Genomic DNA, 24891 nt, shown 5'->3' on the forward strand with positions numbered 1-24891 from the left:
ACCAATCTTACAAGAGACACTCGCTACCGCTACACAACCGAGGTGTGAGGCTTAACTAAAGACGGATGGCTAGCATACCTACAGCAATTCTCCGATACAGAAGCTGCGGCCAGTGCATTGGAATCACTTCAGCAAGGTCGGGTTTCACAGGAAGGGACACAGGACTTCAACACTCGAACGTGGCAGCAGATCTACTACTATCAAGATTTGACCGCAGCTGGTAGTGATAGTGGATATCTCCGGTATCGCGAAGAAGACGGTATGGTGTTCAATTCCGAAGGTGGTGTAACCCGTGAGGCAAATGGTCTTTCCAAGATTGTGGGTGGAAATCGATCCGAACCAAACCTGAGTGGAGACGTTGTCTACGCCTATTTAATCCAGGCTGAAGATTGCCTCATTACTGTTTCCCCATCTTTGACGGCTTGGGGAGAACGAAAAGAAGGGACGGAAGACGTCATCCAGTACTCTTGGCTATCGTCTGCAGTTAAGTCAGAGTAATCTTCTTCACGCCTGTGATGGTGTTCAGCTGTTCAATCCATATTCAACAGATACCTGTATAATCAGGATCACAGTGAGCAGGACGGCCATCAGAGTACCTACGATCAAAGCACACCAGTTTACGAGGCGGGAGTCACTCTGATAGAGATTAGCCGAGACGATACGTTCGGAGAGTGGGGCGAAAGGACGAAGCGAGAGCGTACCCCGGCTGTACGCACCACTATCAACAGCGATATGTAGTAGCCACACTCCGCCGGTTGTTCCTGCGATGAATGTGGCGAGGATATCCCAAGACGGGGGGACTAGAAGCGTTTGTGCAAAGATCCGCTGTAGCTGTGCGCCCGTTCCCAAAACTAGTAGGTAGACGACTGGCACAAAGCTGATCGGGGTGAGTACGCTGTGGAGTAGTCCTCGTCGCTGTAGACCAGTTAGTGTCTCAAGCGTGTTCGGTAAGGCTGCCGTCACCACACCAAGACTGAGACATCCATATAACGCGAGTATGGTAAGCAGCGTTGGTTGGACAAGATCAGCACCCAGAAGAACGATACCACCACTGGAGATTGTCGCAAGTGAAACTCCACGATGGCCCCAGTTATTCATCTACCGCGACTTTTGAATGGACCAGCAAAAAGCCTCGCCTGAAATCGGATGTGGTTGCCGTTGTGACGGTATCCTGAGTTTTGGATCAAGAATGTGGACGTGGGAAGCCTACGGATTCAGTGATGTGGTTGAACCAGTTGTTGTCTCGTTCTCGGGAAGCGGATATTCTACTGGTCCGGCTACGACATCTCCCTCATACATTATCGTGACATTAACTGGCTCGGAGGCTTGGGATGGGATAGAGACCTCGGTTGCAATCTCCCCAGTACGACTGACGGTGCTCGTATATCGCGAGAGAAACTGGAAATCTTCAGTTGATGAAGACGCCTCAACGACGAGAGGGGTTCCTGCTGCGTAGTTCGTCTGAGCAGATACTGAGATCGAATTGTTGGAATTAGATATTGAGAGGTTGTGGATAGCTGGCTGTGACACAGTAAATGTCTTGTTAAACCTGATATGCTCTCCAGTTGGGTACGTGCGACTATCGACCTCAAGCGAGATGTTGTACGCTCCTTCCGGTAGCTGATCTGTATTCGTTACAGTACTTAAGGTATTAGCTTCGGAGGAGTAGGTCTCATTAATCGCCATCAGCGGGGAGAGTATCTGGGTATTATTACTGTGAATCTGTAAATCAACACCCGCTCCGAGGGTACCTTGTCCAGTTAGACCATATTTGATAGTCTCCGACATCTGGTAATCTCCGAGAGATATCTGAATAGTGTCCTCTGATTCATTTGAATTTTCTACTGAATACTGGAATAGCAGTGTCTCACTTGCGTTAATGACGACAGGATTGCTAAATTCGATAGATAGCTCTCCACTAGACGTTGTCTTATAACTGCTAACCTGTGGTTTTAGAGACCGGTCTATTATCCCATCAGAGTTCGTATCGATACCGATTGATCGCACGAGCTGCCGACTGTGGAATGTTGGTGTCTGCTCATAGTCAAGAGTGAGTGATTGACCTCGAACTGTCTGGTTCGGTGCTGACAGTTGAAGCGTGTGCTCCGTGTGCGCCCCAGGAGTGCTATCTGACATAAATACGGCCTTCTCGCCCGGGTTTGTCGACTGGAGCGCACTTTCGATACCGCTAAGGTGGAAGTTCGCGACCATCAAATCCCCAGTAGCAACGTCCAGTGGCTCTGTAGTGTTTTGGCTCGTGTTTTCGGCAAACCGATACTCTGCGACTACAGATGCTGGTGTCTCTCCAGAGATGGTGTAACTCGTACTTCCATAGACTGTTGGTTCAGTAATCATCATTACCGATGCAATACGCGCGGAACCAGAGGTAATAATCAGGTTATATCTTCCAGTCGGTAGCAGATCTGCCTTAACATCTGAGTTCTGGCTTGTAAATGTAATTGAGTCTTCACTTCCCCTCGTGTTGTATGCGGCTTTGGGCTGTCCTACTTTCGACGTATCCAGTTCAACTGTGACCTGCCCATCTCCATTCCCATCTCTTACTTGGAGTGTTGTAGAATAATTACCATCTGCTGACGAGATCTGCAGACTCACCTGCTCGGTATCAGAGAACTCGAGTGGTATCGTTGCGATATCGCCCTGCTGTTCAACCGTTGTCGGGTTTGAGAAACTGACTGCTGCATGTTGTGCCGTCGCAACCCCACCCGAAGCCGATGCGGCTATTAGACATAACACGACAAAGAGTGTCCGTTGCCCGGATTGTCCCCATCTATCCATACTTGTACTACTCTAGTTATGGGTAAGTACTTTCTGTCGTTTGGCTTCCTCAATAGTTGCTCAATCTGTTTTGGTAATCCGATTCCAGCTCTAGTGGATCCGGCGTACACCTCGCAGATGGGCCACTCGTGCCATCGTATCGGTCGGCGAGATTCGCTGCCGAGTTTCGGTATCCACACGGCGACTGTCACGTTTCGACGCTTTAGGCCGACATCAACGCTACGGCGACTATCGTACGACGGGTTAATCCATGGGGAGAGAGCGTCCCACTTCTTAGACAGACACGCGCACGCGAAGCATCCGCGTATCCATCATCAAGTTTTGGTTCTGCCTGCTACCATTCTCAGGAAACCAGAACCATCTTTAGCTGCTTATCACTTATTGGTACTCTTCCCTTTAGAGGATTTCAATACCACCAGGACAGTACTGAAATGCGACATACGTTAGCACTCAAAACACACAAAGCATTTACTACTGCTACCCGTTGTTATTGACGTACCCCTACCATGCCGGCAACAGCAAGTACACCACACAAATCCGGAACCGGTATCGGATCCCTGCTGGTAGAACGCTAGCGCTGGCGACTGCAACAATAACAAAAAATGTCAGACACACGTCTTAAGGTTCGCAGCCTGTTCCTGGTTGTGCTGATGGTCGGCTCCGTCTTCGGTGCCACCGTCGCATTCACCGGGGGTGCCGCTGCAGCCACTTCGAACGGTTCCTCTATTTCACCGACTACGGTGGACTCGGGGACCACGGAAACGCATAACGTTTCAATTAACGCAACCATGACGCCTGACGGTAGCTCGGACTCGGTTACGATCAACCTGCCGAGCCAGGCGTCTATTACTGGGAATTCGCTTTCGCTTGACACGAACAGCTCCCAGTTCAGTAGTGCCGGTACCAGTACCTCGAACGACCAGTCCGATCTGGTCTACACGATCTCTGACTCCAGTAACGGGAACGTCAGCTACATCAACGTCTCTGGTACTGTCACTGTCGACTGGGACTCCGTCAGCTCCCAGCAGACTGAGACGGGTTACCTCAACGTCACTGACTCGAACGGTAATGCCGTGAGCAAGTCGGTCTCGTTCACGCTCAACGCGAACACGAGCTCGAGTACCGACTCTGCACGTACCGAAACGCAGGACTGGACGTATGTCCACGACGACGAGGCCGTCTTCCAGGGTGAGGAGGATGTTCGCTTCGGTACGCCGAGCGACTATGAGAGCTCCCTGATCGGTGTGTCCGGCAACGGTGAAGGTGACACACTCGAGTCCCCGATCCCGCAGGACCAGGCAACCGGCCTGTATGACGCCAACGGTCCTGACAGCTACCGTGACGGCGTCATCGGTGTGAACGTGCGCCAGCCGCGCGTCAGCACCTTCGAGGTCCGCCTGGACCAGGACTCCGATGACATTAACGGTGGCAGCGTCACGAGCGACAACGCCAATCTCTCCGTCTACGTCCAGTACAACTACGGCGATGCGGAAGATGCTGAAGTCTCCGTAATGGACTCGTCCGGCACGGAGATTTCCAACGAAGTTATCAACGGTGACGCCACCGTTGAGAACGGTAGCGGCTACGTGAACGTTGACATCAGCGACGAGGACGCCGGTGAATACACCTTCACGGTTGAAGGTTCCGACGACCTCGACTTCGGTAGCGCTACGCAGTCCACCACGGTCGAGCTCACCGGCGAGAAGGAACTCGGTCTGAGCCTTGACCAGACATCCGTCACCCGCGGTACCAACGTCCAGTATGAGGTTACTGGCGGTACTGACGGTAGCTACCACGTCGTGACGATCGGCCAGAGCGACTTCCAGGATGACCTCTCCGAGGCGAACGCGGAGAAGATCTTCCGTAACATCGGCGACACGGACACGACTGGCATCGTCACCTCCGATGGTGACATCCAGTACGCGTACGCTGTCGTCGAGATTGATGGGACGACCGGTGTTGGCTCCATCGAGACGCAGTACCTCGACGAGTCCGACATTGACGTGAACGTCTTCGATACGGACGTTCCGGAAGATGCGAGTGCCTCTGGCGGCGCGGACGACGTGACGCTCGAGGTTACTGAGGGTGACGTCACGCTCAACTCGCCTGAAGACTCCTACGTCGTCGGCTCTGAAGTCGACGTGAATGGTACGGCAACGAGCTCCGAGAACATCGCACTCTACGTCCGCGACGGCGGTGACTGGCAGCTCCTTACGCTCGACGGTGACCGTCAGCTTAACGTTGAGTCTGACGACACCTTCGAGAAGGAAGATGTTGTGCTCTCCAACGGTGACGGTCAGGGGAACAACATCCTATCGCTGCCCGGCACCTACCGTGTCGGCGTGATTGATGCTGCTGATGCAGACATCGATGGCGACGACACCGTGGATGACTCGATTACCACGTCTGAATTCAACAGCGGTAGCAGCACCAGTAGTTCCCTCCGCGTTGTTGACGGGAACCTGACTGCGTCTATCACCACGATTAACGGTCAGATTGCGGAATCCGATGGCTCCCTTGAGATTACCGGTACTGCTTCCGGTCAGGACGAGGTTGCCGTCGTGATGGTGGACCAGCGTGGCAACACGCAGTATCAGTCGATTTCCGTTGAGGACGATCAGACGTTCAGTGAGGAAGACGTGACCATTCCTGAGGAGTTCTCCCAGGGCAAGGTCTCCGTTCACGTCTTCTCGATGGGTCGCGACAACACCTTCGGCGACGGTGACATCGCGAACTTCGACGAACTCAGTGACTTCGTCACGCAGCTTGAGGAAGATTCGCTGACCGGCGAGCAGGTTCGTGAGCGGCTGACCGATAAGACGACTGAAGCGGTCGCCAGCGACGACCTGATGGTCACGAAGACCTTCCGTCTGGCGGACGGCTCCACGACCGTCGACTCGGTCTACCCCGAAGGCTCTGAAGCCTCCGGTATCAACCCTGTCGCCACGGGTGACACGATGGTCGTCAGCGGCCAGACGAACCTCCAGCCCGATGACAACACGATTACCGTCGAACTCCTCGATGAGGACGGGAACTCTCAGAACCTCGTCAGCACTGACGAGTGGGGTACGAACGGTACGTGGTCTGTCACGCTGAGCACGGACGATCTCGAATCTGGTACCTACACCATCGAAGCGGACGATGGTGACAACTCGGACCAGGCTGAAGTCGAGATCGTGAGCGAGTACGCCGGTACGACTACGACGTCCACGGACGACGAAACGTCCACGACGTCCACGACGTCCACGACGTCCACCACGACGTCCACGACGTCCACGACGTCCACCACGACTGGGACGACGAGCGGTGGCACGCCCGGCTTCGGTGCCGGCGTCGCCCTCGTCGCTCTCGCCGGCGCTGCGCTCCTCGCACTCCGCCGCGACAACTAACACTAACAACGACTGACCGGCGGTACCGGTCATTTCGGTTCGCGGTCCTTTCTTTTGGAGTGACCTCGTAGCAATACGTCACTAGCCAGGCAATCAAGTACAATTGTAGCCTAGCTACGGCACTGCTGTTGTGTGTCGCTCTTCTTCCGGTCCACTAAGGCCATACTTAGTAGCAGTGGCTCTATATCGCGTCGTCGCCCTCCATTCGCCGTGCTCCCTGCAACAGCAGTCCCTTCCACGTCAGCCTGTGCTTCTTCTTGATTCGCTTCAACTCCTCATACCGCTCGTCGTCTTCGACCTCAATGTAAACAGTATGTCGTTCACTCCATGCAAACCCAGTAGTAAAACAAGGGTTACAACGGTTAAGGGTCTACACGCTGGTACGGCGATGAAGCGCGTCAACAAGTTCAAGGTACACCCACGTACCCTCGAATAGCGTGGGGTACTCCTCGAACTCCTCGACGCGTCAGCCACCCTCTGGAACGAACTCACCTACAACCGCCACCAGGCCTTCTTCGACGACAACTAGGTCTGGCACGCCACCAATCCCAGCGACCGCTACAAGGACGTACTCGGGAGTGCAACTGCCCAGTAAATCCCCCGCAAGAACAGCGCGGCGTGACGGTCGTTCTTAGCTCTCAACGAGAAATACCACGATGGCGACCACGACGAGAAGCCGTCGCTACCCGGCTACTGGGGTAACGAGGAAGACGGACGGAAGTCGCGGACGTACATCCGCAACGACCAATACACCCTCCAGTGGGGTGACCGAAGCCGCCTCGAAATTCCGGTCGGGAAAGCGTTGAAAGACGAGTACGACATCACCGGCAGACTCCACCTCGAAGCTTGCGGCAACCCGAAGTGGAATGGTGAACAGGGCCGGTTGGAACTGGTGTACGACGAGGTACGCGACACGTTCAGGACACTCCAACCAGTCACCGTACCTGATTCTCGACGGGATTCACCACTGGCCTCTGAAGAGGCCGCCTTGGACGTGGGTGCGAACACCCTCGTCGCCTGCACCACGACAACTGGCCAGCAGTTCCTCTACGAAGGCCGCAGCCTCTTCAAGCGGTTCCGCGAAACGACCGAGGAGATTGCTTACTACCAATCCATACTGGACGATCAGCGGCGGACGAGCAAGCGCATCGACCGACTGTACCGCCAGCAGTTGGGGCGTCGAAATCACGCACAAGATGCGTTGGTGCGCGACCTCGTCGAACAACTGTACGAAGACGGCGCTTGCCGAGTGTACGTCGGCAATCTCGAGGACGTGTTAGAGACGCACTGGAAGTGCGCGTGATGAACGAGAAGACGCACAACTTCTGGGCGTTTTCGCGGTTCATCGACCGCCTCGAATGTGTCTGTGAGGAGTCCGGCATCGAGGTCGTCGAGACGTCGGAGGAGTACACGACTCAAGAGTGTCCGTAGTGTGGCGAGCGAGAGAAAACATATCGGAATGCGGACGTGTTCCGGTGCGATGAGTGTGAATTCGAGGGACACGCATATTTGAAGGCAAATCACGTGGTCCTCGACCGTGAGACCGGTGGTGGAGTTGGGCCTAATGGCCCGGCCCGTGCGCTTCGAGTGGGACAATCACGAGTGGCGGCCCACCACAACCGCCTCGCCTGTTCGGCGGGCAAATCCCAAAGAGGAACACACAGACCGGAGTACCCATCGTGAGGTGGGGAAACTTGCCTCCGGGGAACCGGCATAGCCGAAATCCCCATCGGAGGAATCCCACCCCTTCAGGGGTGGGAGGAGGTCAAAGTTTGGAAACTATTGGGCATCTCGAGTGGTGAGTTCACACCAATCGCTGTGTCCCGACAGAGGTTAACGCTTTCTCAGCAGGCTACGTAGACGGTGTCGGTGTCCGACAGCACCTCCAGCTGCCAACCCACCAAATAGTAGGCCGATACTCGTTAGTGACATGCCATTAAGGATCCCACCTAGACCAGTTGAGCTCTTAGACTCTACCCCGGTACTAGAAGCGTCTAGAGCGTCTCCTTGAACAGTCTGGGTAATATACTGATTCTGACTACCGACCGTATAGGAGACGTTTAGTGCCAGTGATGATGCTGAGGTTCCAGTAGGAACTGTAGTTGTGGCCGTTGATGAGGCATTAATAGTATCGAACGATGCCCTTGTGAGGTCTGCATTAGATCCCTCCCCTGAAATTAGTACGTTATGAATCGGAGCGTTACCTGCATTTGTGACCTGATACTGGATAACGTTAGTCCCGTTATTGGTGGTCATTACTGCATCGATAAAGATGTCATCTTGAACTGGGACGACATCTACTGTACGGGTAACCTGCGTACTCCCGCTATCGTACTCAACTGTTGCATTGAGATCTAGTTCGCCAGGAGATGTCGGAGTCACATCGAACACAAACGTCGACATATTCCTTGCCGACAGAATTGGCTGTAGTTTCGTCTGTGTCTCTATCTGGTCACCAGCGCTTGAGAGATGGACAGCCACATCCGAGATCTCCGAATCACGGCTATTCGATACCGTAACGCGAACTGGTGTTGATGTTCCGGAAACCATCGTGTCAGCATTAACTGAGACCTGCGGTTCTGCTTCCGGGGTAGGATCGGATGGAGCACTCACATCAACGTAAACCGGGTATTCTACGCTTTCAACTGATTTCACCGTCCCACTAGAGTTCACAACGTTCCCTCGAACGCGTACTGTAAGATGTTTTTCTCCTGCCTCCTCAAAGGAGGTCCGAAGTGGTACTTTAAGTGAGTCACCAGCACCGATTGTTCCGAGATTGTTCACTTCTACAAGTCGCGTTCCATCTGAAGTGACTAATACAGCTTCAGTTACTTGGAAACCACCGTTTCCAGCGGACGAATGCAAGATCGTAGGTGTGATTGTTACTGGATTCCCGGCGACCGGTTCATCTTCGGATACCGAAACTTGAGAAATAGAGATATATGAGACATCTGCAGAGGCAACACCGACACCTGCTATAACTACTGATCCAACCAGTATTGTGATGATTATTGCACTAACGAACCCTACACCGTGTATTTGTCGCTGCATCACGTCCCCATGATATAATTGCAGCAGTATAACTGCTCTGGCTAAGGTTGGCCTAAAACAGAACATTTGGTACTCTTTTCTGAACTCAAAAAGTATATTCTGATCTATACTTATTTAATGCCCTGCTAGTTCAGTAACCCCCAATCGATATCGTCCTAGTAAGTAATATCGATAATCTCGACACTGTCTAGATGGGCGAACTTCAGCGAGCGACTGTCACAACATTGAACTGCACACCCGAAGTCGGACGACGTTCGTAACTACGCTGTTGATGACCGGTCTCCGTTATTCGTCCTGAAATTAACGGGATCTACTTCTCCGAACTCTTCCCTGCCACTCAATCAGACGAAATCGACTAATATGGCTCAACTAGACTGTATCATAGTTTCCACTGGCTAAGTTTGCTAACCAATCAATACGCGGACAATTGACTAACTACCTTGAGCTTGTATTTCCCTTGAGACAAAGTGAACCACCTCCGGGTTAAGTCCCGAAGCACTCAGCCTGCTCCACCTGTAGAACTGCGAGGCCGAGTCAGGATTTTGTCGATCAAATGCCGCAACGTCGATAATCAATCTCCTCTCAATTCGTTATTAGTTTTAAAGGAGTCTATTCAACTACGAATACCTCCAACAATAGTAAATATGGCTACGTCTAATTGAGGCTATGAAAATCAGCGAAGAGGAGTTAATTAACGAACTCAAGAGGTTGGCACGTAATCATTCATGTCCTCCAACTCTACAGGAGTTACGTGAACACGGAAAGTACTCTGCAACGACATATTATAATCGGTTTGGATCTTGGAAAGAAGCATTGGCTGAGGCAGGTTTTAGCCCACGAGATCCGCAAACAGAAGCTAGTGAAGAAGAATTAATTCAGTCACTAGTTGATCTTGCTGATAGACTTGAAGAAACACCTACTGTTGATCAGATGGACGAAGAAGGGGATTATTGGACTTCAACCTACCGTAACCATTTCGGTTCGTGGGATGTAGCGCTTGAAAAGGCAGGATTAGAAAGGACAGAAGACAAGATATCAAAAGAAGAACTAATATCAGAGCTGAAGCGTCTGGGTGAGGAACTAAGTAGCCAACCAAGTCGGGAACAAATGTCTAATCTTGGAAAATATAGCGAGTCAACGTATCGTCGTCAGTTTGGTTCATGGACTGCTGCCTTACAAGCGGCAGGATTTGATGAGCGGCCATCGGTAGGTGGTTCCAGAATCCCTGATGACAAACTACTATCTGACTTACAAGACCTAGCTGAAAAACTAGATAAGAAGCCAACAATGGACGATATGAATGAGCACGGACCACATTCACCAAATACATATGTTCAGAGATTTGGATCTTGGTCAGCTGCTATAGAGATTGCGCTGAATCAAGAAGATTATGAATAGATGTCGAGTGTTTATCAGTAGTCACTCCTGATACCGATATTTGGTAGAGGTGTACAGTAGATATTGAGCATTAGGAGGAGAAGAGCTGTGCGGGAAGACAGTTTGGTGTTGGTGATAGAGTGAGTATGACGCTACGACAACTACTGTGTTACCAATAAGTCAAAGACCGAGAAAGCCCAGTACGACGAGTTGTGTGAGGAAACCAGCCACACAGCAAACCTCGTCCAGAAAGGTATCCGACGTGCCATCGAAGTAGTTGATGCTGATGTTGAAAAACTAAAAGAGGGGGAGAAAACCAGTTGGCCTGAGCTCGACTCGTGGAGTGTCGTCGACGACAAACGCTCCGCGTCGTTCAACGACGATCACGCCACGCTCTCCACGTCGAACGGCAGAGTTACTGCCGAATACATGTTCACACCTGACGACGAACATGAGGGCACGCCGTTTACCCGGTACTACGAGATTGAGACTGGAATGCGTCGAGTGCCACGCTCCAATACGACGAGCATGACGACACGTTCTACTTGCATGTCACGCTGAAGAACCCCAACTACGAGGGTGACGGAACAGAATGCCAAGAAGCCAGTCACGATGATGACGCCACCGGAAACGGAGTGATTCTCGGCATGGGCTTGAACGTGACTGGCGCGTTCGCCGTTACCAGCACCGGAGGTTAGAATAGGTGTCCACACGAAAGTCTCTAGGTCGTTCGAGACGGCAAGCTGTTTCGTGATAGCGAGACGCCAAAGGCGTCTCGAACCACTTAGCCCTGAGTGGTTAACTTTGTAGCCAGTCTCCGCGTGTCATTGCTCAATATTCATTGTCTGGTAGCGCGGGGTAACATTCAATATATAGTAGCGCTATAATATGAATGCGAGCAGTTGTACGTAGACTGCTGGCATGTCATCCGATGGAGCAGGAGATCGACACGCTTAGTTGGAGGCTAAGTAGTGTCTTGGAATTGGATCCTGTCCTTCTGCTCCACTAAATGACTCAGGCTATACTCGAAGAGTCAGAATTGATAGGGTATTTCTATCCCATCTGAATATGTCGGAATAATATTAAGTGGGCAGTATCTGTATTGGAATAGCCGTTAGGTAGATTTTCGAATTGAACGGTCAGCGGAGATTACTGTTCGGCAACCGAGTGATCCGGAGGACCTAGCAGGTCTCCGATTTCCTCGCAGTCGGCGGGGTCAGGATCCGACCAATGGGCCGCTCAAAGACTTTTGATCGAGCTTTCGTCAGAGGCAGTGATGCCATCGCACACCAACTGGTCATTCTGGACTTTCTTTGTCGAAGGCACCGAACGACCTCTTTGCCTCGATTCGTGGGTGTTTTCCACACTTGGATATCTTTTTTCAAGGCGAGAATCCCGCCGTTCACGGCGGGCGTGAAGCCGACAACTGCCTCACGTTCCACCGTCGGTTGCAGGCCGAATACCCTACGACTGCAAGGGCGCATTGAGGACAAGGCGACGGAAGCGGGCATCCCGGTGAGTACGTGAATCCGGCGTATACCTCGCAGATGTGCCACTCGTGCCACCGTATCGGTCGGCGGGACTCGCAGGCTGAGTTTCGGTGTCCGCACGACGACTGCCACGTTTCGACGTTTCAGGCGGACATCAACGCTTCTGCGAATATCGCACGACGGGTTGACCCGTGGGGAGAGAGCGTCCCGCTTGACAAGGCGGAACGCGATGACTCGCTTCGAGATGGGAGCCGTAGTGGCACGGCCACGATTCACTGTGAGACGAGCGATACCTTCGCAGATGATACTCACGGAGTTTCAAGAGTCGAAACCCTCTACCAGCGACCACTGACAGGTATTTCCCATGCGTGGGAAGCCTCGCCGTTTACGGCGAAAAGGATGTCACAGCAGATCGGGAAATTTCCCCACTCCACCATATACATAATTCATCAACCTAATCTACCTACCTAATGAATTTGGGTGATCCGGGATGTAGTGAGGATTAAACCAGACACGATCCAGATCATCCTACTACATCAGGCATACAGATTATGTACATACCTCATCCAAATGTCTGGCATACTTTTATCACTCAAATGGCCTATGTAGGGAGTGTATGCCCATCACCTATACCATCTACTCAGAGTCTGGAGGTATCCACAAGACCACGTGGACAGCCAATCTCGCTGAAGCCCATGCTCGTCAGGGCTTCGACGTCCTCGTAATCGACCTTGATCACCAAGCCGCAAACCTCACCTACCTCTTCGACGTCGAGAAAGAACGCGACAACCCTGAAGCTGATAATCTCGTTCGACACGTCCTCGGACGGCCAAACGGTAACTTCGACGATCTCATTCGCAGCACCAAGGAAGGAGTTGACGTACTCCCCGCTCACGATATGCTCGAAGAATTCACCGAGCTTCTCCTCCAGCGTGAGCAGTTTGAAGAGAATATGGGTGATGAGTTCAATCGCTACGAGCAACTCTACAAGGTCCTCTGGGAGAAGAACAACGTTCAGAAGGACTACGATGTTGTCATTGTTGACCCAAACGCACGTGCCGAGATTATGCTCTATAACGCGATTTATGCTACTCGGACGCTTGTCGCGCCAACCAAGCCCGCAGGAAAGGGCAATAAGAGTCTCGAAGGGCTCGCTGGGCTCCTAGAAAGCATGAGTGAGAATCTCGGCATTGACGTTGGCGTTGCCGCCGTCATTCTTTCTGGGGCCAGTTCGACGAGCACCCACAAACGGTATATCGACGAAATGGAAGAAGAGTACGGCGTCGCGGCAACCGTGGGAAGCCGTGAGAGTATGATGGACGAGATGTGGGATGCCCAAGGAACAGCCTTCAAAGTCGTCGAGGAAGGCTGGCACAACGGCGAACCCGGTGCACGGCGGCTCCGTGACCGCGAAGTCGAGACACTCGAAACCATCCTAGAAATCGCGGACTACATCGTTGACGAATTCGACGTCGAACCGCCCAAAGAACCGTCGCTCAATATCGAGGAGACGGAGGTGACGTCCTAATGGGGGGACTGAAGAAGGGAACTGGCGGTCTCAATCTTACTGAGGACTCCGACCAGGAAGATGCCGAGGAGGCCGAAGCAGCAGCCGAGGTCGAATCCGAGGCCGAGACTACGACCGAGGTAGAAGCCTCAACAGCAGACACAGAGACTGACGCAGCGGAAGAGTCTCCAGCAGAATCGCTAGACGAGTCGGAGCCCGACTCGAGTGCAGAGAGTGAGGATGAGCAATCCGCAGACAAAGCGTCTTCTACACAGGCTCAGGCGGGAGATATCGACATGGACGGTCTGCCCTATCTCGTGCAGCGCCAGATGCGTGGGGCATCTGTGAACGCTGACCGGACAAAGCAGCTCCTCCTCGAGGTTCGTCCCTTCGTCAAGAACGGTGAGGAGGACTTTCTTGATGATCTGGAGAACCTCGTCGCCGGACCAGTCTACAAGGGGGATGCGCGCGAAGCCGCAATGATGGTTGCCCACGAACACCCTGAACTCGTCGCCGAAAAACTCCGCGAATGGGGTATCGAATACCTCGATAAGTAACTGGAAAGATGTATTGAAATTTAATTTTTATACCAATATATAGTGAATTAATTAAGTCATCGCTCGTGGAGTCGGTAATCGGTCGAATGTCTTCAAGTAGATTGATTAATTCGGGTATATGGATGTTCTCAGAGATCGTCCCGAGTTCTTGATGGGAACACATCGATTGAGGTGGTCTTAGGTGACCTCCTTCTCGCCGTAAACGGCGAGGCTTACCACGGTACTGCGCCGCTAGGTTGGGATATTTGCTTGTTTGTAACCTAGTCGGCATGACGGGCTACTGGCGGGGCCACACCGCCGTTACTCTTATCCCCGGCAGGGGGACTCGGAGTTATCCTGTCCGAGACACCACAGCGGTTCGAGAGAGTGTCTCGAACGTTCTGGGTCTCGGAGTCCCGATACTGTGCATTCAAGTGGGCGGTGTGAGTCGCCTCGGTGTACGTCATACTATGGCGTATTGGCACTTACATATCCGCGTCAGCAGCAAAACATGGTTTGTGTAAGTGTTGGCGGATTCACTCCCTTCCTGAACGACGGGATTCTCTCCTCGAATAAGTATAGTATTATTTCTATAAATAATTTTATATATAGGTGATAATGTGGAAACAAAAAAATTACTAGATTCTCTACAATAGCTAGTCAATATGAGCGATTACACACCCGACGAATTCGTGAACGTCGATGAGACAGCCGGTAACGGCTGGAAAGCTGAGACGACTCCCTACGAACGTGTTCGCCACGTCATTGCACAGACATACACGTCTATACCGGCTGCTGACATCGCCGAGGACGCACTCACTTCACCGAAAACGGCGCGCAAGCACCTAAAAGCGCTTGCAGACGAGGGGTTCGCCGTCACAAGTGCTGGTGAACACGGCAGAATGACCTATCGTCGATCTCCTGAATCACTTGTTGTTGAGCAGGCAGTGGATATCCTTGAACACGCTTCGACGGACGAACTCGTTACGCGTATCGGTGAGATGCGTGACCAGCTCAACAACTATCGCGCCAAGTATGGAGTTAATTCTCCCGAAGAGCTGGCCGTTGAGCGGACAAACCAGATGTTCGCGGAATCCGAATCTGATCATCAAAATATTGATTCAGAGACTGTTCAGGAGTGGCAGATGCTACGCCGCAACCTCGCATTCACAAACGCCGCCCTCTCAATTGCGAACGCCGAACGCTTCGTCGATGACGATCTACACTCGATGGAGACGTTCTCGCCTAACCTATCTCTTTTCGAGTGATCAGAGTTGGTAGATGTTTCTGCGGTCTTAGAGGTACTCATCGAAGAGGTCTGCAAACTCCTGTTGAATAAGCTCCCGCATGGCGTCAGCACGAGCCTGCCGCCGAGTTCGTTCGTCGAGGTAGTTGCGCTCGGAGACGGAGGCGTCACGACTCCCCTGTGAGGCCGCGACGGCGGCCGTTCCAGCCTCGATGTTCGGGCGTTGCTGGCGGTAGAGCCGGTACCACGTCCGACGCCCCATTTTCGGGAGCGGATGGCTCCTATCAACCTCAACGTCCGCTCGCTCGCCGAGGTCGCGGAACCAACGGCGCGCCGTCTGTGTGGACATCGGCCGACTGATTGACTGACCGGGGAGGAGGTAGCCGGTCCATTCCTCGTCTTCGGCGAGAATGTCGATACGCTCGCGGACGGCGTCGACGCCGACGAGGAGCTCGACCGTATTGCGGGTGCGGCGGGCGTTCTTGCGTTGGCCGGCCTCGAACTCGATATAGGGCACATCGCCCTCCTCTGGATCGAGTTCGAGTTGGTCGACGTGCAACTCACAGGCCTCGACGGGTCGGAGTCCCCAGCCGGCGAGCGCGAGCAGCAGGAAACGTTCGTCAGCATTCGCGACGTCAAGGAGTGCCGCGACGTCGTCGCGTGAGAGCGCCGGGTGGTCGTAGCGTGGGTCTTCGTCCCAGCCGAAGCGATTCAGCAGATTCTCGGCCGGGTTGTAGAGACCGCGCCCCATCTCCTCGAGGAACGTGTACCAGTTTTTGACTGCCGAGACGTACTTCTTCTTCGAGGCAAGCGTTCCCAGCTCGTCGTCGAGCACACGGAAGGTGTCTCGGACACGCGCGATCTCGTCGGGTTTCGCCGTCTCGTCCAACAGCGGCGAGAGCAGATTGCTCGTCTCGTTCACCTCGCGATAGGTCGTGACATACGTCTTTAGTCGCGAGCGCCGCGGCTTGATGGTCGTCGCGGCACGGCCACGGTCGCGCTCCAACTCCTCAAGGTAGTCCTCGAGTCCACGAATTGTCGGCTCGTGGTCGATACCCCACTTGCCGTCCGTCTCGTCAGGGTTTGGAGGGAGGCCGACTTCGTCGTAGAACTCGCTCGGTGAGCAGTCGTAGTCCCGGCGGAGGCGCTCGACGAACCCCGAATAGTTGCTCTTTAGCCACGCGTACGTCGGCGTCTCACTATCCGGGTCGACGTCGATGTCCGGGTCAGCCCGGATCGCGGGTACGATTTCCTCGCGATAGAACTGGGCGAACTCCTCGAGGCCGTCGAAGCGAGCGTAGGTTGCCTCCATCAGTCACTCCGGCTGGTAGGGGTTGGTTGCAGTTTCGAGGCGGTAGACGTCGTCAGTGGCGTCGAAATCGTCGTCAAACGCGTAGAGGTAGCCGAGCCCCTCAGTCTGCATGTAGGCGACGATGCACGCATCGACGAACGAGAAGCGTTCGTACTGCCGAAAGAGCGCTTTCGCGGTCGCAAACGCATCACTGGACAGCGACTCCAGGTGGAACCGGGCGTTCTCCTCGATGCGGTCGAGGAAATCCGTCGCTGCGTCGTGGCCCGCGTGCGTCGTTAGTCCGTTCAGCGTTTCGGCGAGTACGTAGTCAAGAACGACCGCTTCCGGGAGGTCCGCAGTATCGACGCCCTGGAGGATCGGGAGGGCGGCGTCGTGACGACTGTCTCGTCGATACGCAGCGGCGAAAAGCACGCTCGTGTCGATGAGTGCGCGCGGCATCTACTCGACGTCGACGCCCCACGCGTCGTGTTCTGACGTTACGTCGGTTTTCTTGTCGCCGCCGTAGCCCTCAAAGTCGCTGAACGTCCCGCTTCGCTGTTGGACGACCTGTACCCGTAGCGTCCCGCCGTCTTCGATCTGCCAGCGAAGTCTGTCGCCGTCGTCGATGTCGAGTTCGCGGCGGATACGGGCGGGAATGTTCGCTTGATTCCCCGAGACCTTGCTTTCCGAATCAACGCTCTCACTCATATTCCATACGAGGAGGGCGACGCCTATAAGCCTAGTGTGCGACCACACTACCCTGCGCCTGTCGCTGAGTTCGGTGGCGCTGCGACGATAGTTTACTTCGCAGACCGGCATTGTAGTCGGCCTGCTCGGTGGTATGGCGATTCTAAGGGTGCGGTTTTCGTTGGATAGAGCGATACAATCTGATTTCTTAGCATTTGTGTTTCATGGTTGTCCCGGCCAGACAACCAGACAACACAGAATAGTAGCCGAAACTCTCGGGTCACGTGTAAATTGCATATCGCTATATCGAACTCACTGGTGGATCGGGTCCGAATGTGCACGAGAATTCGCCGGAATGAGGCTCGACTGGCCCGATTTCGACCAGAAATTCACTCAGTCAGTCGTCGATGACGACCGAGAATCAGACTCTCCTCGGGACTGGTGTCGACAGAGCCAAACTCGCCAAGATTTCGACAGCGACGCCTCTCCGAACCGCATGCGGTCCCGACTGAGAGCGATTACGGCGGTGGACCCCCAAGCAACGGTTGCTCAACGAATCCGAGGAACCGCTTCGCCGTAATCCGTGGCCCGTCCTGCCGTTCGAGACAGTCCAGACTCACTTCCACGACGAACTCGACGAGCAACCACATATCGTAGAGCAACACGGCGAATCCGAAGTAGAAATACCGAATCCGGAAGTTCGAACTCGTCGTCCACGCCAGAAACTCCTTGATCGACCGATAGCTGCTCTCGATACCCCAGCGACGGCTGTAGCGATTAATCCAGCCTTTCGTCTCCTCCCGATCGAGGCGAATCTCGTCGTCGATATCGAGGTTCGTCGCGAACGTCGCAACTCCCTGCTCGTCCTCATCATCGCTCTCAGTCTCGTCTTTCGCTTCGTCATCGCGTCTTTTCGGAACGAACGCCATCGTCGTTTCGACACGTGTGTCTCCAGGCTCTCCTGCAACTGGGCCGTACAGCGCCCAGTCTGTCACTTTCACGTCGTTCGACATTCGCTGCACCTCCCGTTTCAACCGTTTCCGCTGTGGCACTGCGATGATGTATTTTGAGCCAGTTTCGTTCAACGTCCGGATTACGTCCGCGCTGTAGAACTCACGATCAGCGTACACCATCTTAATCGAGACGTGTTCGCGAGCCTGCCAGTAGAGCTTGCGAACTACCTCTCCTATCGTCTCACCCTTCTTTATGGGCCGCATCGCCAGCGTGAATTTCACATTCTCGCCGACGATGCTCGCCGTCGCGAATCGATAGCGACTCCCGTCATCTTCTGGATCCCTCGTCCCCATCGCCATCTCTAGCTCTCGGTGGTCGCCAGGAATCTCGATACTCGTTGCATCAATGGCAAGCTCGACCGGCCGCTTGAACTCGAGATGGCGCTTCGCTTGCTCAAGCATCGCCTCGACCCCGTCTGTCACGAACGCCGTAATCTGGTCAGCCGAGAGTTGCTTGATGTAGTGGAGATGCGTGTCGGCGTCCGGCGCGTTCTCCGTGCCGTCGCGATCCGCGAGAAGGTCACCGCCGTTCTCTGCGGCGACCTCGTTGAGACTGAGCAGTGATTGAAGCGTGAGGAATGCGGCGTCCTCGTACCGTGTACCCGAATCGGGACGATCCAAGTCTAGCTGTGGGAACACGAGTTCGCGCATTTCGGTCGTCACCTCTCGGGACTTCTCGCGGATAAAACGCTCCTCGGTCGCTTTCGAGAGGTCGCTATTCTCCGCAGGTTCGAGTGCTCGCAGCCCGAGTGGATTCCCTCGGTCGTGAGCGTGTTCAAGTATCCACTCCGTTCGGCGCGTGATGAACTCGTGGAGGTCGTCGCCGAAGCGGTCACGCCACGCGCGGCCCAGTGTTGTTCGGCTTGGAGCCGTCGCGTCGGTCGCGAATTTCTCGGAGTCGAAGCCGAGATCAATAGCGTACTCCTGAAGTTCAGCGTGGAGGCGGCTCATCGACCACCCCATCAGCTCTCTCCAGAAGAGTGCACGGACAAGCGGCTCAAGTGCGTACTTGTAGTGCCAGTCTGCCGCGTGGTCCTCGTAGATGTCGAGAGAGTGGAGCGGGAGGTCTCGAATGACCTCGAACGAGGTGGCTCCGTCTTCGATGAGGTCGATTGCGTCTTGTTCGAACGTGGTCAGTACGGTTGTGTCGTGAGTCGAATGTGGGTTTGACAACGAAACAGGGCGGAGGCAGACTGCGGTTCATGGATGTGTACTGTTGGAGACAGTTGAGTTGCATTCATGGTGAGTCTGCTAGTGGTTGTTCACGTCGTCTCGTCATTATCCTCCGAGACTGCGGTCTCTTCGCTCACGATCGTGTCCTCGAGACTACGTTGGAGCGTAGTTGTGTGGTCGATTGAGGACAGTTGAGAGTATGGATCCCGGACGTGTCCAGTGCCTGTCGTTGGAGGGTTAACTACCGAATACAGTCTTTCAGCTATCCTAAATCTATCTTTCTGGCCGCTTTTGTGAAGATTCAGCTCTGTTGAAATCCTATTAGTTCGACACGACACCCGTTGGAACAATTGTTAGGAAGGTCTGCGTATTTATCGACCCTCTTCTCGTAGAGTTGCCATCCGCTGTTGTGCGTCGGCAATCGCTTCCACGGCGACCATACCTCTCCACAGGAAGTACAGAAACACGAGTACAAACCCTGGGAGAACTCCAAGTAACAACTGCCCCGCGATGAGCAGTGAATATGCGAGGAGGAGTATGTAGAACACCACTATTGCAATGAGCCAGTTACGTGGAATTGATGGTGGGGACCAGTCCGTCATACATTTTCGATTATCTGTCACTGATTTAGTGATTACGCTACAAGGGTGATAAGTAGCTCATTTGTAGTTAGCAGTTGATCACCGCATCGGGGGAAATAGGAACACCACCAGCTCAATGAAGTAATCTGCGTCGTCGCGGTCCCTCCTATGATACAAAATACAGATCCTGTCTGACTTCGAAGATGATCTTACGCTTTCGGCCCTCCGAGCGGTTCAGTATCTCAGTGGTTTTCGTCGTGGGCGTCCACAGCGAATCATCCGAGAAGACGAGGAGCGTAGATGCCGTTCTAATTTCCCTGTTGAAAATAAACGGTTCAACTCTGCAGGAACCGTCCGACCTGCAGAACACCGTTTAGGAGACTCAGAACGAAAATCGAGGTCACTCCGAACTGGAATAGCATATCGTCATTGGAAGCGTGTCCAAACCATGTTACTCCCAGTGCGAGGATAACCAGGACAGCTAATCCCAAACTCAGTTTGTTAAACGTTTTCATAGTGACGTTATATTCTATTCGTATAAATACGTTCTCGAATATCGTCACTTTATCACTCGTTATTGACCGATAGGTGAAGGGGAAGGTACCACTTAGATAGATTACACTACTGCTCGATATGCTTGCCCACCACGAATAATACCGACGATGGCGAGAAGCACATATAGGATAGTTAGCGTGACAAAACCCTGGTTCAGATAACCGACAACAGCGAAGATAAGAGAAAGGACTCCCGCTATCAACAGAGTAATTGAGTACGCTTTCTGCCTCTGTAAAAGCAAGAACGCACCAGCGACAGCGACTAGCAGTAGGAGTCCACTTGCGAGATATGCTCCTAACTGAACGACGGTATAAATTGCTCCGAGGAGACCCACAAGAATGAGTCCAACGCTGGTGAGGTTCCACCGTAATTCTTGGTTGCTCACACAGGGAGGATGATGCCTGACACGAAAAATAGTTCGGACTATACGCACCCCTACCTAACAGCTGTTTCACCAGACAAGATGTCTAACAAATGACATTTCAACAGAGACTTACATAATGTCTGGGTAGAATGAACCTATGAGTCCGAAATACGAGGGATGGGAGAGACAGTACACTCTCGCCCTTGTGGCAGGCCTTGTCCATTTCGTATTGGGGTTCAGTGTTGATCGCGCTTGTGGCGGTGGCCGGTGTCGAATTGCTCAGTAAGATCGCTGGACGGAGACTACTTGGGACAAAGCCTCATCTCCGTGATTGAGGGGGACTCATCTGATGAACGATTCGCACGGTTGATCCAGCATACCGGCCAATATCCATCGCTGTTCGGATGCAGTACTCAGCGACCCCTTAGCTGTCAGTAAGGTCGGGAAGTCGCTCGTCGAACAATCTGTCGAGTGCTGTCCAGAGGACCTCCGTCGGGAGTTCCTTCTCGAAGTTGGCACGTTCGTGCTTATTCCCGCCTGTGACCGGATTCTCGTACTGGAAGTGAACGGGCCCGAGTTCGGGATGATCGTCGTCGCGATGCCAGCCGCAGTTGAACCCCGTGTTTGGGTCCGCGTAGTGGATGCGGTAGTACTGGTCGTCTGTGGTGAAGCGCCACTCGACGTCGAGTGTTGGTGCGTCTGGGCCGGTTGGAGGGAACACGCGGTTCGGGTCGACCTGTGCACGGAGAAATTTCTTGACGATGCTGTCCGGCTCGTAGGCGACTGTCGTGACAGTCGGATAGCGCCGGAGGACGTCCTTTAGCCCCTCGTAGACGGAGCTATCGATAGTTCCGGAGAGACCCATTCGTCAGACGGAGATCGTGTCGCGTTCGGTCGCCCAGTCGTACTCGGTAAGGGCTGCCTGAACGACGGGGATGCGGTCGTCGAGATGCTCCCACTCGCTCGCGACCTCGCGGCGCTCCTCGATCTCGTCGGCGTCGTCGAGGTCGGCGATGCTCGCGCGAAGCTCGCCGGGAGTTTCGACGCCGTAGGTTGTCTGCCAGTCGGTGATTGTGGTCCGCATCGATTCGAGGGCAGACGTGAGCTCCTCGCGACTATGTTCGCGTTGGAGGGAGGCGACTTCACGGTAGGTCGCCATGAGTTGGTCGACGCAGTAGAGAGTCTGGTCGCCCTGCTCGATCTTCCGGAGGACGTTGTCCGCGACGAGCTGGTCGAGGTACTTCTGTGCGGTCTTCACCGAGACGTCGGTCTCGTCGGCGATCCAGGAGGCGGTGCGCGGCGTCCGGAGCGTGCGCGCGGCGGCGCGAACCCGCTCGCCGCGCGTCATCGACGCACGCTCGTCGTCGCGTTCTGTGTCGTCGGCCATACTCCACCTACGAGTTTCTAGAACATATATCCAAAGGGTTAGAGATATAGTTCCCTAATGCACGGATGCTGTCGGTGCGTTTCTCAGTACTCATCATCGTGTGAGGAAGGAACGGTCTTGTTCGCCGAATTTTCCAGAGTATGACCGCTATCTCGTGCACAAATTCTGTCGTTCGGGACTACTGCACTGGTGGAGAAGTTGAGACCGGCCGTCTCAATGCATACGGTTCTTGAACCGGCTCGTGACTCTGGATGAGGTACTCCTTCGACCTCTCATCGTTTTCACTTCTAACAATAGGCGAAGCAGGAGGGCTGCTCGCTCCTCGGAAACTAGTATATTTAGCTAATGTTGAAGTCGTGAATGGACGTGCTAATACTGGTCCAATCGCAAAAATTTCTTCTACTCATTCCACGTAAGCTGGCCAACGGTTGGAAACTCAACCTTGGCCGTTTGGGGTGGGTTGTAGTATCGTGACTTGATGTCGTAGTATCCGAATTCGGGAGGGATACGAGCGCACGCCTTTGCCAGATTTTCGTCCGCTGTGTGGGTGATCACATGAATTCGGGCATTCGCATCGAACAATCGAACTGCCAACGCGACCAACGCCGCATCCTGCCAGTTGTTCGTCTCTGGATACTTGCTCTGCTGGTTGAGAAACTCATCTGCAACGAACCGTGCTTTCTCAACTGGTCCAGCGCTCCTATCGAACCCCTGGGTGCGATCACCTGGCAGTGATGGAGCTACCCGAAGCCACCCTTCTTCGATAGCCGCATCGAGGTACGGATTCGTCGGCGAGTCGGCACTCCCGGTATCTGCCAGCTCGTGGTAGACCGCTGCTGGCACCCAAATTTCGGTTCCGGCGTCTTCTACGGCTGACTTGAGATTCTGTAAGTGCGGACTCGGGTGTTTCCCCAAGTTCCGAAACATCACCGTGTCTGCAATGTTCGCAGTATACATCCTCGTCACTCAGTCTACTTGTCAGCGTATTCCTCGAGAAGCCCGTCTTCATCCTCATCGAAATCATCCGGTGTGTACGTCGTCGGGGTCGACTCGTCGTCTCCAAGATCGAGGATCGAATAGAGCGCTTCGACGAGGTCATACGTCGTTCCAGGAGATAGATCTGTGAGGCTCGCGATTTGCCGGATTGTAACATCGCCCTCACTGTGTGCCTTCACGAGGTCGTATGCGAGTGCGAATGTGACGATTCCGTGGTCTTCGAGGACCCGTTCGATCGCTGGGTACTCGTTCTTCTGGGCGATCACCTCGATAATCTTGGGGGTGATCGAGACTTCCGTCTCGCGGACTGTCAACGTTAGCTCGAATTCCTCAGCGGTGTATACGGCAGTCCCGGCCTCGTTACCAACCTTGCTGATCAGGCCCGCTTGCTCCAGTTTATGCAGGTAGTCGTACACCGTCTTTTTGGAGACAGTCGTTGTTTCGACGAGTTCGGGGGCTGTTGCAGTCTCTACCCGTTTAATCGACGTGTAGAGGTCAGCGAGGGACGGGTTCTCAAGTAATTCTGCGAACGTCGGAATTCCAGTGATCGTTCCCGGAGTGTCCCCCGCGTTTCGCACGTGTTCTGTATCGTAGCTCATCTTGTATAGAGTTACGAAACTAGAAACCATAAACGTTTGCCACGGAAACGGGACGCTGTAATATTCATAAACGAGGACAACCACAGGGATAGCTCTGTTACGTGCCTTAACTACACGATACTCGCTCCCCCAACGGCCATTAAGTAGATACGCACACCGATTTTTGCTGCGCTCACTCGCTTCGCTCGTTCGTGGTCCCTCCGTCTTCTGTACTTACCCTTCCTCGACAGGCTGTCACAACTGTTTAATGACGCACTCTACCCAGGTATTCGGTAGCCGGTATCCGAGAACTATCATAGAGAGTTCAGATAGTTCAAGCCGGATCGGCCACTCTTGTAGGGGGTCGTATTGAGCAAACGGCTCATGTGAGCACAACCTTCCCGCAACAAAGCTGAATTCTTGCGGTTGTGGTTCTTTCTTCGGTGTCTACATGGCCGAGGGAAGCACTGAGATGTTGCGATGCCGAAGCCAGTACTCACCGCCGGCTAGGAGGGCATAGCCGACGAGATATATCGGTGCCCAGACGAACACGAAGAGGAATCCAGGCGAATCACCTTGGCCACTTCCAAACGGGGGGATATAGACGGGAACGTGCCAGAAGAGGAGAATACCCACCAGCAGCACTCCCGGACTGCGAATCTTATATCGGAGCCAGAGCAGGACAGGAACCCCGATCGTCCCGAGCCCGAACACTGTCGATAATACAAGGGCATGCCAGAGCGTCCCCGAAATCGAGACGTTCGAAGAGGGAAGAAGACTGTACCCGAACACGACCAATGAATAGAGAATAGTGACCGCGAGGCTGATTGCGAGGGGGTCGGTTCCATGCAGCCGACAACGGTGACCACCGTTG

The 24891-nt window shown here is 53.8% G+C and carries 19 protein-coding genes and 3 pseudogenes; 9 read left to right on the plus strand and 13 right to left on the minus strand.

Features of this window, described 5'->3' with window-relative positions:
* Positions 1-522 precede the first annotated feature (522 nt).
* Both IEY12_RS14785 and IEY12_RS14790 read right to left on the minus strand, forming a co-directional pair.
* Positions 523-1098: a hypothetical protein gene (locus tag IEY12_RS14785; RefSeq protein WP_188884426.1), complete on the minus strand. Its 576-nt coding sequence runs from the start codon at positions 1096-1098 to the stop codon at positions 523-525.
* A 108-nt stretch (positions 1099-1206) separates the two neighbouring features.
* Positions 1207-2796 (minus strand): DUF7827 domain-containing protein, encoded by a 1590-nt coding sequence (locus IEY12_RS14790; protein ID WP_188884427.1) that lies wholly within the window; start codon positions 2794-2796, stop codon positions 1207-1209.
* Between the two features lie 93 nt (positions 2797-2889).
* Here IEY12_RS14790 and IEY12_RS16035 point away from each other — a divergent pair.
* The 3 genes and pseudogenes from IEY12_RS16035 to IEY12_RS14800 form a co-directional block, all read left to right on the plus strand.
* Positions 2890-3290 (plus strand): annotated as a pseudogene (locus tag IEY12_RS16035) (transposase family protein); the annotation flags it as partial.
* 108 nt (positions 3291-3398) lie between these two features.
* Complete coding sequence (csg, locus tag IEY12_RS14795; RefSeq protein WP_268246010.1) at positions 3399-6185, plus strand: HVO_2072 family ArtA-dependent S-layer glycoprotein; 2787 nt, start codon at positions 3399-3401, stop codon at positions 6183-6185.
* A 388-nt stretch (positions 6186-6573) separates the two neighbouring features.
* Positions 6574-7902: pseudogene (locus IEY12_RS14800) on the plus strand (RNA-guided endonuclease InsQ/TnpB family protein).
* 116 nt (positions 7903-8018) lie between these two features.
* Here IEY12_RS14800 and IEY12_RS14805 read toward each other — a convergent pair.
* Positions 8019-9239 carry a COG1361 family protein gene (locus IEY12_RS14805; RefSeq protein ID WP_188884428.1) on the minus strand — a complete coding sequence of 407 codons (1221 nt, stop codon included), beginning with the start codon at positions 9237-9239 and terminating at the stop codon, positions 8019-8021.
* A gap of 663 nt (positions 9240-9902) precedes the next feature.
* Here IEY12_RS14805 and IEY12_RS14810 point away from each other — a divergent pair.
* The 6 genes and pseudogenes from IEY12_RS14810 to IEY12_RS14835 all read left to right on the plus strand — a co-directional run bounded on the left by IEY12_RS14810 (position 9903) and on the right by IEY12_RS14835 (position 15414).
* Complete coding sequence (locus IEY12_RS14810; protein WP_188884429.1) at positions 9903-10634, plus strand: homing endonuclease associated repeat-containing protein; 732 nt, start codon at positions 9903-9905, stop codon at positions 10632-10634.
* A gap of 189 nt (positions 10635-10823) precedes the next feature.
* On the plus strand, positions 10824-11174 hold the full coding sequence (locus IEY12_RS14815) for a hypothetical protein (RefSeq protein ID WP_229871414.1): 351 nt from the start codon (positions 10824-10826) through the stop codon (positions 11172-11174).
* Positions 11175-12080: 906 nt separating this feature from the next.
* Positions 12081-12455, plus strand: a pseudogene (locus IEY12_RS15950) (transposase); the annotation flags it as partial.
* A 264-nt stretch (positions 12456-12719) separates the two neighbouring features.
* Positions 12720-13631 (plus strand): ParA family protein, encoded by a 912-nt coding sequence (locus IEY12_RS14825; protein ID WP_188884430.1) that lies wholly within the window; start codon positions 12720-12722, stop codon positions 13629-13631.
* On the plus strand, positions 13631-14167 hold the full coding sequence (locus IEY12_RS14830) for a DUF7970 domain-containing protein (protein ID WP_188884431.1): 537 nt from the start codon (positions 13631-13633) through the stop codon (positions 14165-14167). Before IEY12_RS14825 ends, IEY12_RS14830 begins: the two co-directional genes overlap by 1 nt.
* 644 nt (positions 14168-14811) lie before the next feature.
* Complete coding sequence (locus tag IEY12_RS14835) at positions 14812-15414, plus strand: DUF7342 family protein (protein WP_188884432.1); 603 nt, start codon at positions 14812-14814, stop codon at positions 15412-15414.
* A 27-nt stretch (positions 15415-15441) separates the two neighbouring features.
* Here IEY12_RS14835 and IEY12_RS14840 read toward each other — a convergent pair whose 3' ends face one another.
* The 10 genes from IEY12_RS14840 to IEY12_RS14885 form a co-directional block, all read right to left on the minus strand.
* Positions 15442-16704: a tyrosine-type recombinase/integrase gene (locus IEY12_RS14840; RefSeq protein ID WP_188884433.1), complete on the minus strand. Its 1263-nt coding sequence runs from the start codon at positions 16702-16704 to the stop codon at positions 15442-15444.
* Between the two features lie 3 nt (positions 16705-16707).
* On the minus strand, positions 16708-17142 hold the full coding sequence (locus IEY12_RS14845) for a type II toxin-antitoxin system VapC family toxin (protein WP_188884434.1): 435 nt from the start codon (positions 17140-17142) through the stop codon (positions 16708-16710).
* The gene (locus IEY12_RS14850) at positions 17143-17391 is read right to left on the minus strand and encodes an AbrB/MazE/SpoVT family DNA-binding domain-containing protein (protein ID WP_188884435.1); all 249 of its coding nucleotides are present in this window, start codon (positions 17389-17391) and stop codon (positions 17143-17145) included.
* Positions 17392-17888: 497 nt separating this feature from the next.
* Positions 17889-19556, minus strand: a complete 1668-nt coding sequence (locus IEY12_RS14855; RefSeq protein ID WP_188884436.1) for a transposase — start codon at positions 19554-19556, stop codon at positions 17889-17891.
* A gap of 371 nt (positions 19557-19927) precedes the next feature.
* Positions 19928-20158, minus strand: coding sequence for a DUF8066 domain-containing protein (locus IEY12_RS14860; RefSeq protein WP_188884437.1), 231 nt, complete (start codon positions 20156-20158; stop codon positions 19928-19930).
* Between the two features lie 595 nt (positions 20159-20753).
* Positions 20754-21077 (minus strand): hypothetical protein, encoded by a 324-nt coding sequence (locus tag IEY12_RS14865; protein WP_229871419.1) that lies wholly within the window; start codon positions 21075-21077, stop codon positions 20754-20756.
* A gap of 403 nt (positions 21078-21480) precedes the next feature.
* Positions 21481-21921, minus strand: a complete 441-nt coding sequence (locus tag IEY12_RS14870; RefSeq protein ID WP_188884439.1) for a hypothetical protein — start codon at positions 21919-21921, stop codon at positions 21481-21483.
* Between the two features lie 3 nt (positions 21922-21924).
* Positions 21925-22443, minus strand: a complete 519-nt coding sequence (locus IEY12_RS14875) for a DUF7342 family protein (protein WP_188884440.1) — start codon at positions 22441-22443, stop codon at positions 21925-21927.
* Between the two features lie 399 nt (positions 22444-22842).
* A complete protein-coding gene (locus tag IEY12_RS14880; RefSeq protein WP_188884441.1) occupies positions 22843-23400 on the minus strand; it encodes a PIN domain-containing protein in 558 nt (185 codons plus the stop codon).
* Between the two features lie 14 nt (positions 23401-23414).
* The gene (locus IEY12_RS14885) at positions 23415-24068 is read right to left on the minus strand and encodes a winged helix-turn-helix domain-containing protein (RefSeq protein WP_188884483.1); all 654 of its coding nucleotides are present in this window, start codon (positions 24066-24068) and stop codon (positions 23415-23417) included.
* Positions 24069-24891: the final 823 nt, after the last annotated feature.

It is taken from the genome of Halarchaeum grantii, assembly GCF_014647455.2.
GTDB classification, from domain to species: Archaea; Halobacteriota; Halobacteria; order Halobacteriales; family Halobacteriaceae; genus Halarchaeum; species Halarchaeum grantii.

Bases quoted from the DNA above. Each gene is read 5' to 3' on its own strand.
- IEY12_RS14870 (WP_188884439.1), bottom strand. From the start codon at position 21,921: ATGGGTCTCTCCGGAACTATCGATAGCTCCGTCTACGAGGGGCTAAAG.
- IEY12_RS14845 (WP_188884434.1), bottom strand. From the start codon at position 17,142: ATGCCGCGCGCACTCATCGACACGAGCGTGCTTTTCGCCGCTGCGTAT.
- IEY12_RS14880 (WP_188884441.1), bottom strand. From the start codon at position 23,400: ATGTATACTGCGAACATTGCAGACACGGTGATGTTTCGGAACTTGGGG.
- IEY12_RS14850 (WP_188884435.1), bottom strand. From the start codon at position 17,391: ATGAGTGAGAGCGTTGATTCGGAAAGCAAGGTCTCGGGGAATCAAGCG.
- IEY12_RS14875 (WP_188884440.1), bottom strand. From the start codon at position 22,443: ATGGCCGACGACACAGAACGCGACGACGAGCGTGCGTCGATGACGCGC.
- IEY12_RS14810 (WP_188884429.1), top strand. From the start codon at position 9,903: ATGAAAATCAGCGAAGAGGAGTTAATTAACGAACTCAAGAGGTTGGCA.
- IEY12_RS14825 (WP_188884430.1), top strand. From the start codon at position 12,720: ATGCCCATCACCTATACCATCTACTCAGAGTCTGGAGGTATCCACAAG.
- IEY12_RS14860 (WP_188884437.1), bottom strand. From the start codon at position 20,158: ATGACGGACTGGTCCCCACCATCAATTCCACGTAACTGGCTCATTGCA.
- IEY12_RS14785 (WP_188884426.1), bottom strand. From the start codon at position 1,098: ATGAATAACTGGGGCCATCGTGGAGTTTCACTTGCGACAATCTCCAGT.
- IEY12_RS14830 (WP_188884431.1), top strand. From the start codon at position 13,631: ATGGGGGGACTGAAGAAGGGAACTGGCGGTCTCAATCTTACTGAGGAC.
- IEY12_RS14885 (WP_188884483.1), bottom strand. From the start codon at position 24,068: ATGGTTTCTAGTTTCGTAACTCTATACAAGATGAGCTACGATACAGAA.
- IEY12_RS14840 (WP_188884433.1), bottom strand. From the start codon at position 16,704: ATGGAGGCAACCTACGCTCGCTTCGACGGCCTCGAGGAGTTCGCCCAG.
- IEY12_RS14835 (WP_188884432.1), top strand. From the start codon at position 14,812: ATGAGCGATTACACACCCGACGAATTCGTGAACGTCGATGAGACAGCC.
- csg (WP_268246010.1), top strand. From the start codon at position 3,399: ATGTCAGACACACGTCTTAAGGTTCGCAGCCTGTTCCTGGTTGTGCTG.
- IEY12_RS14790 (WP_188884427.1), bottom strand. From the start codon at position 2,796: ATGGATAGATGGGGACAATCCGGGCAACGGACACTCTTTGTCGTGTTA.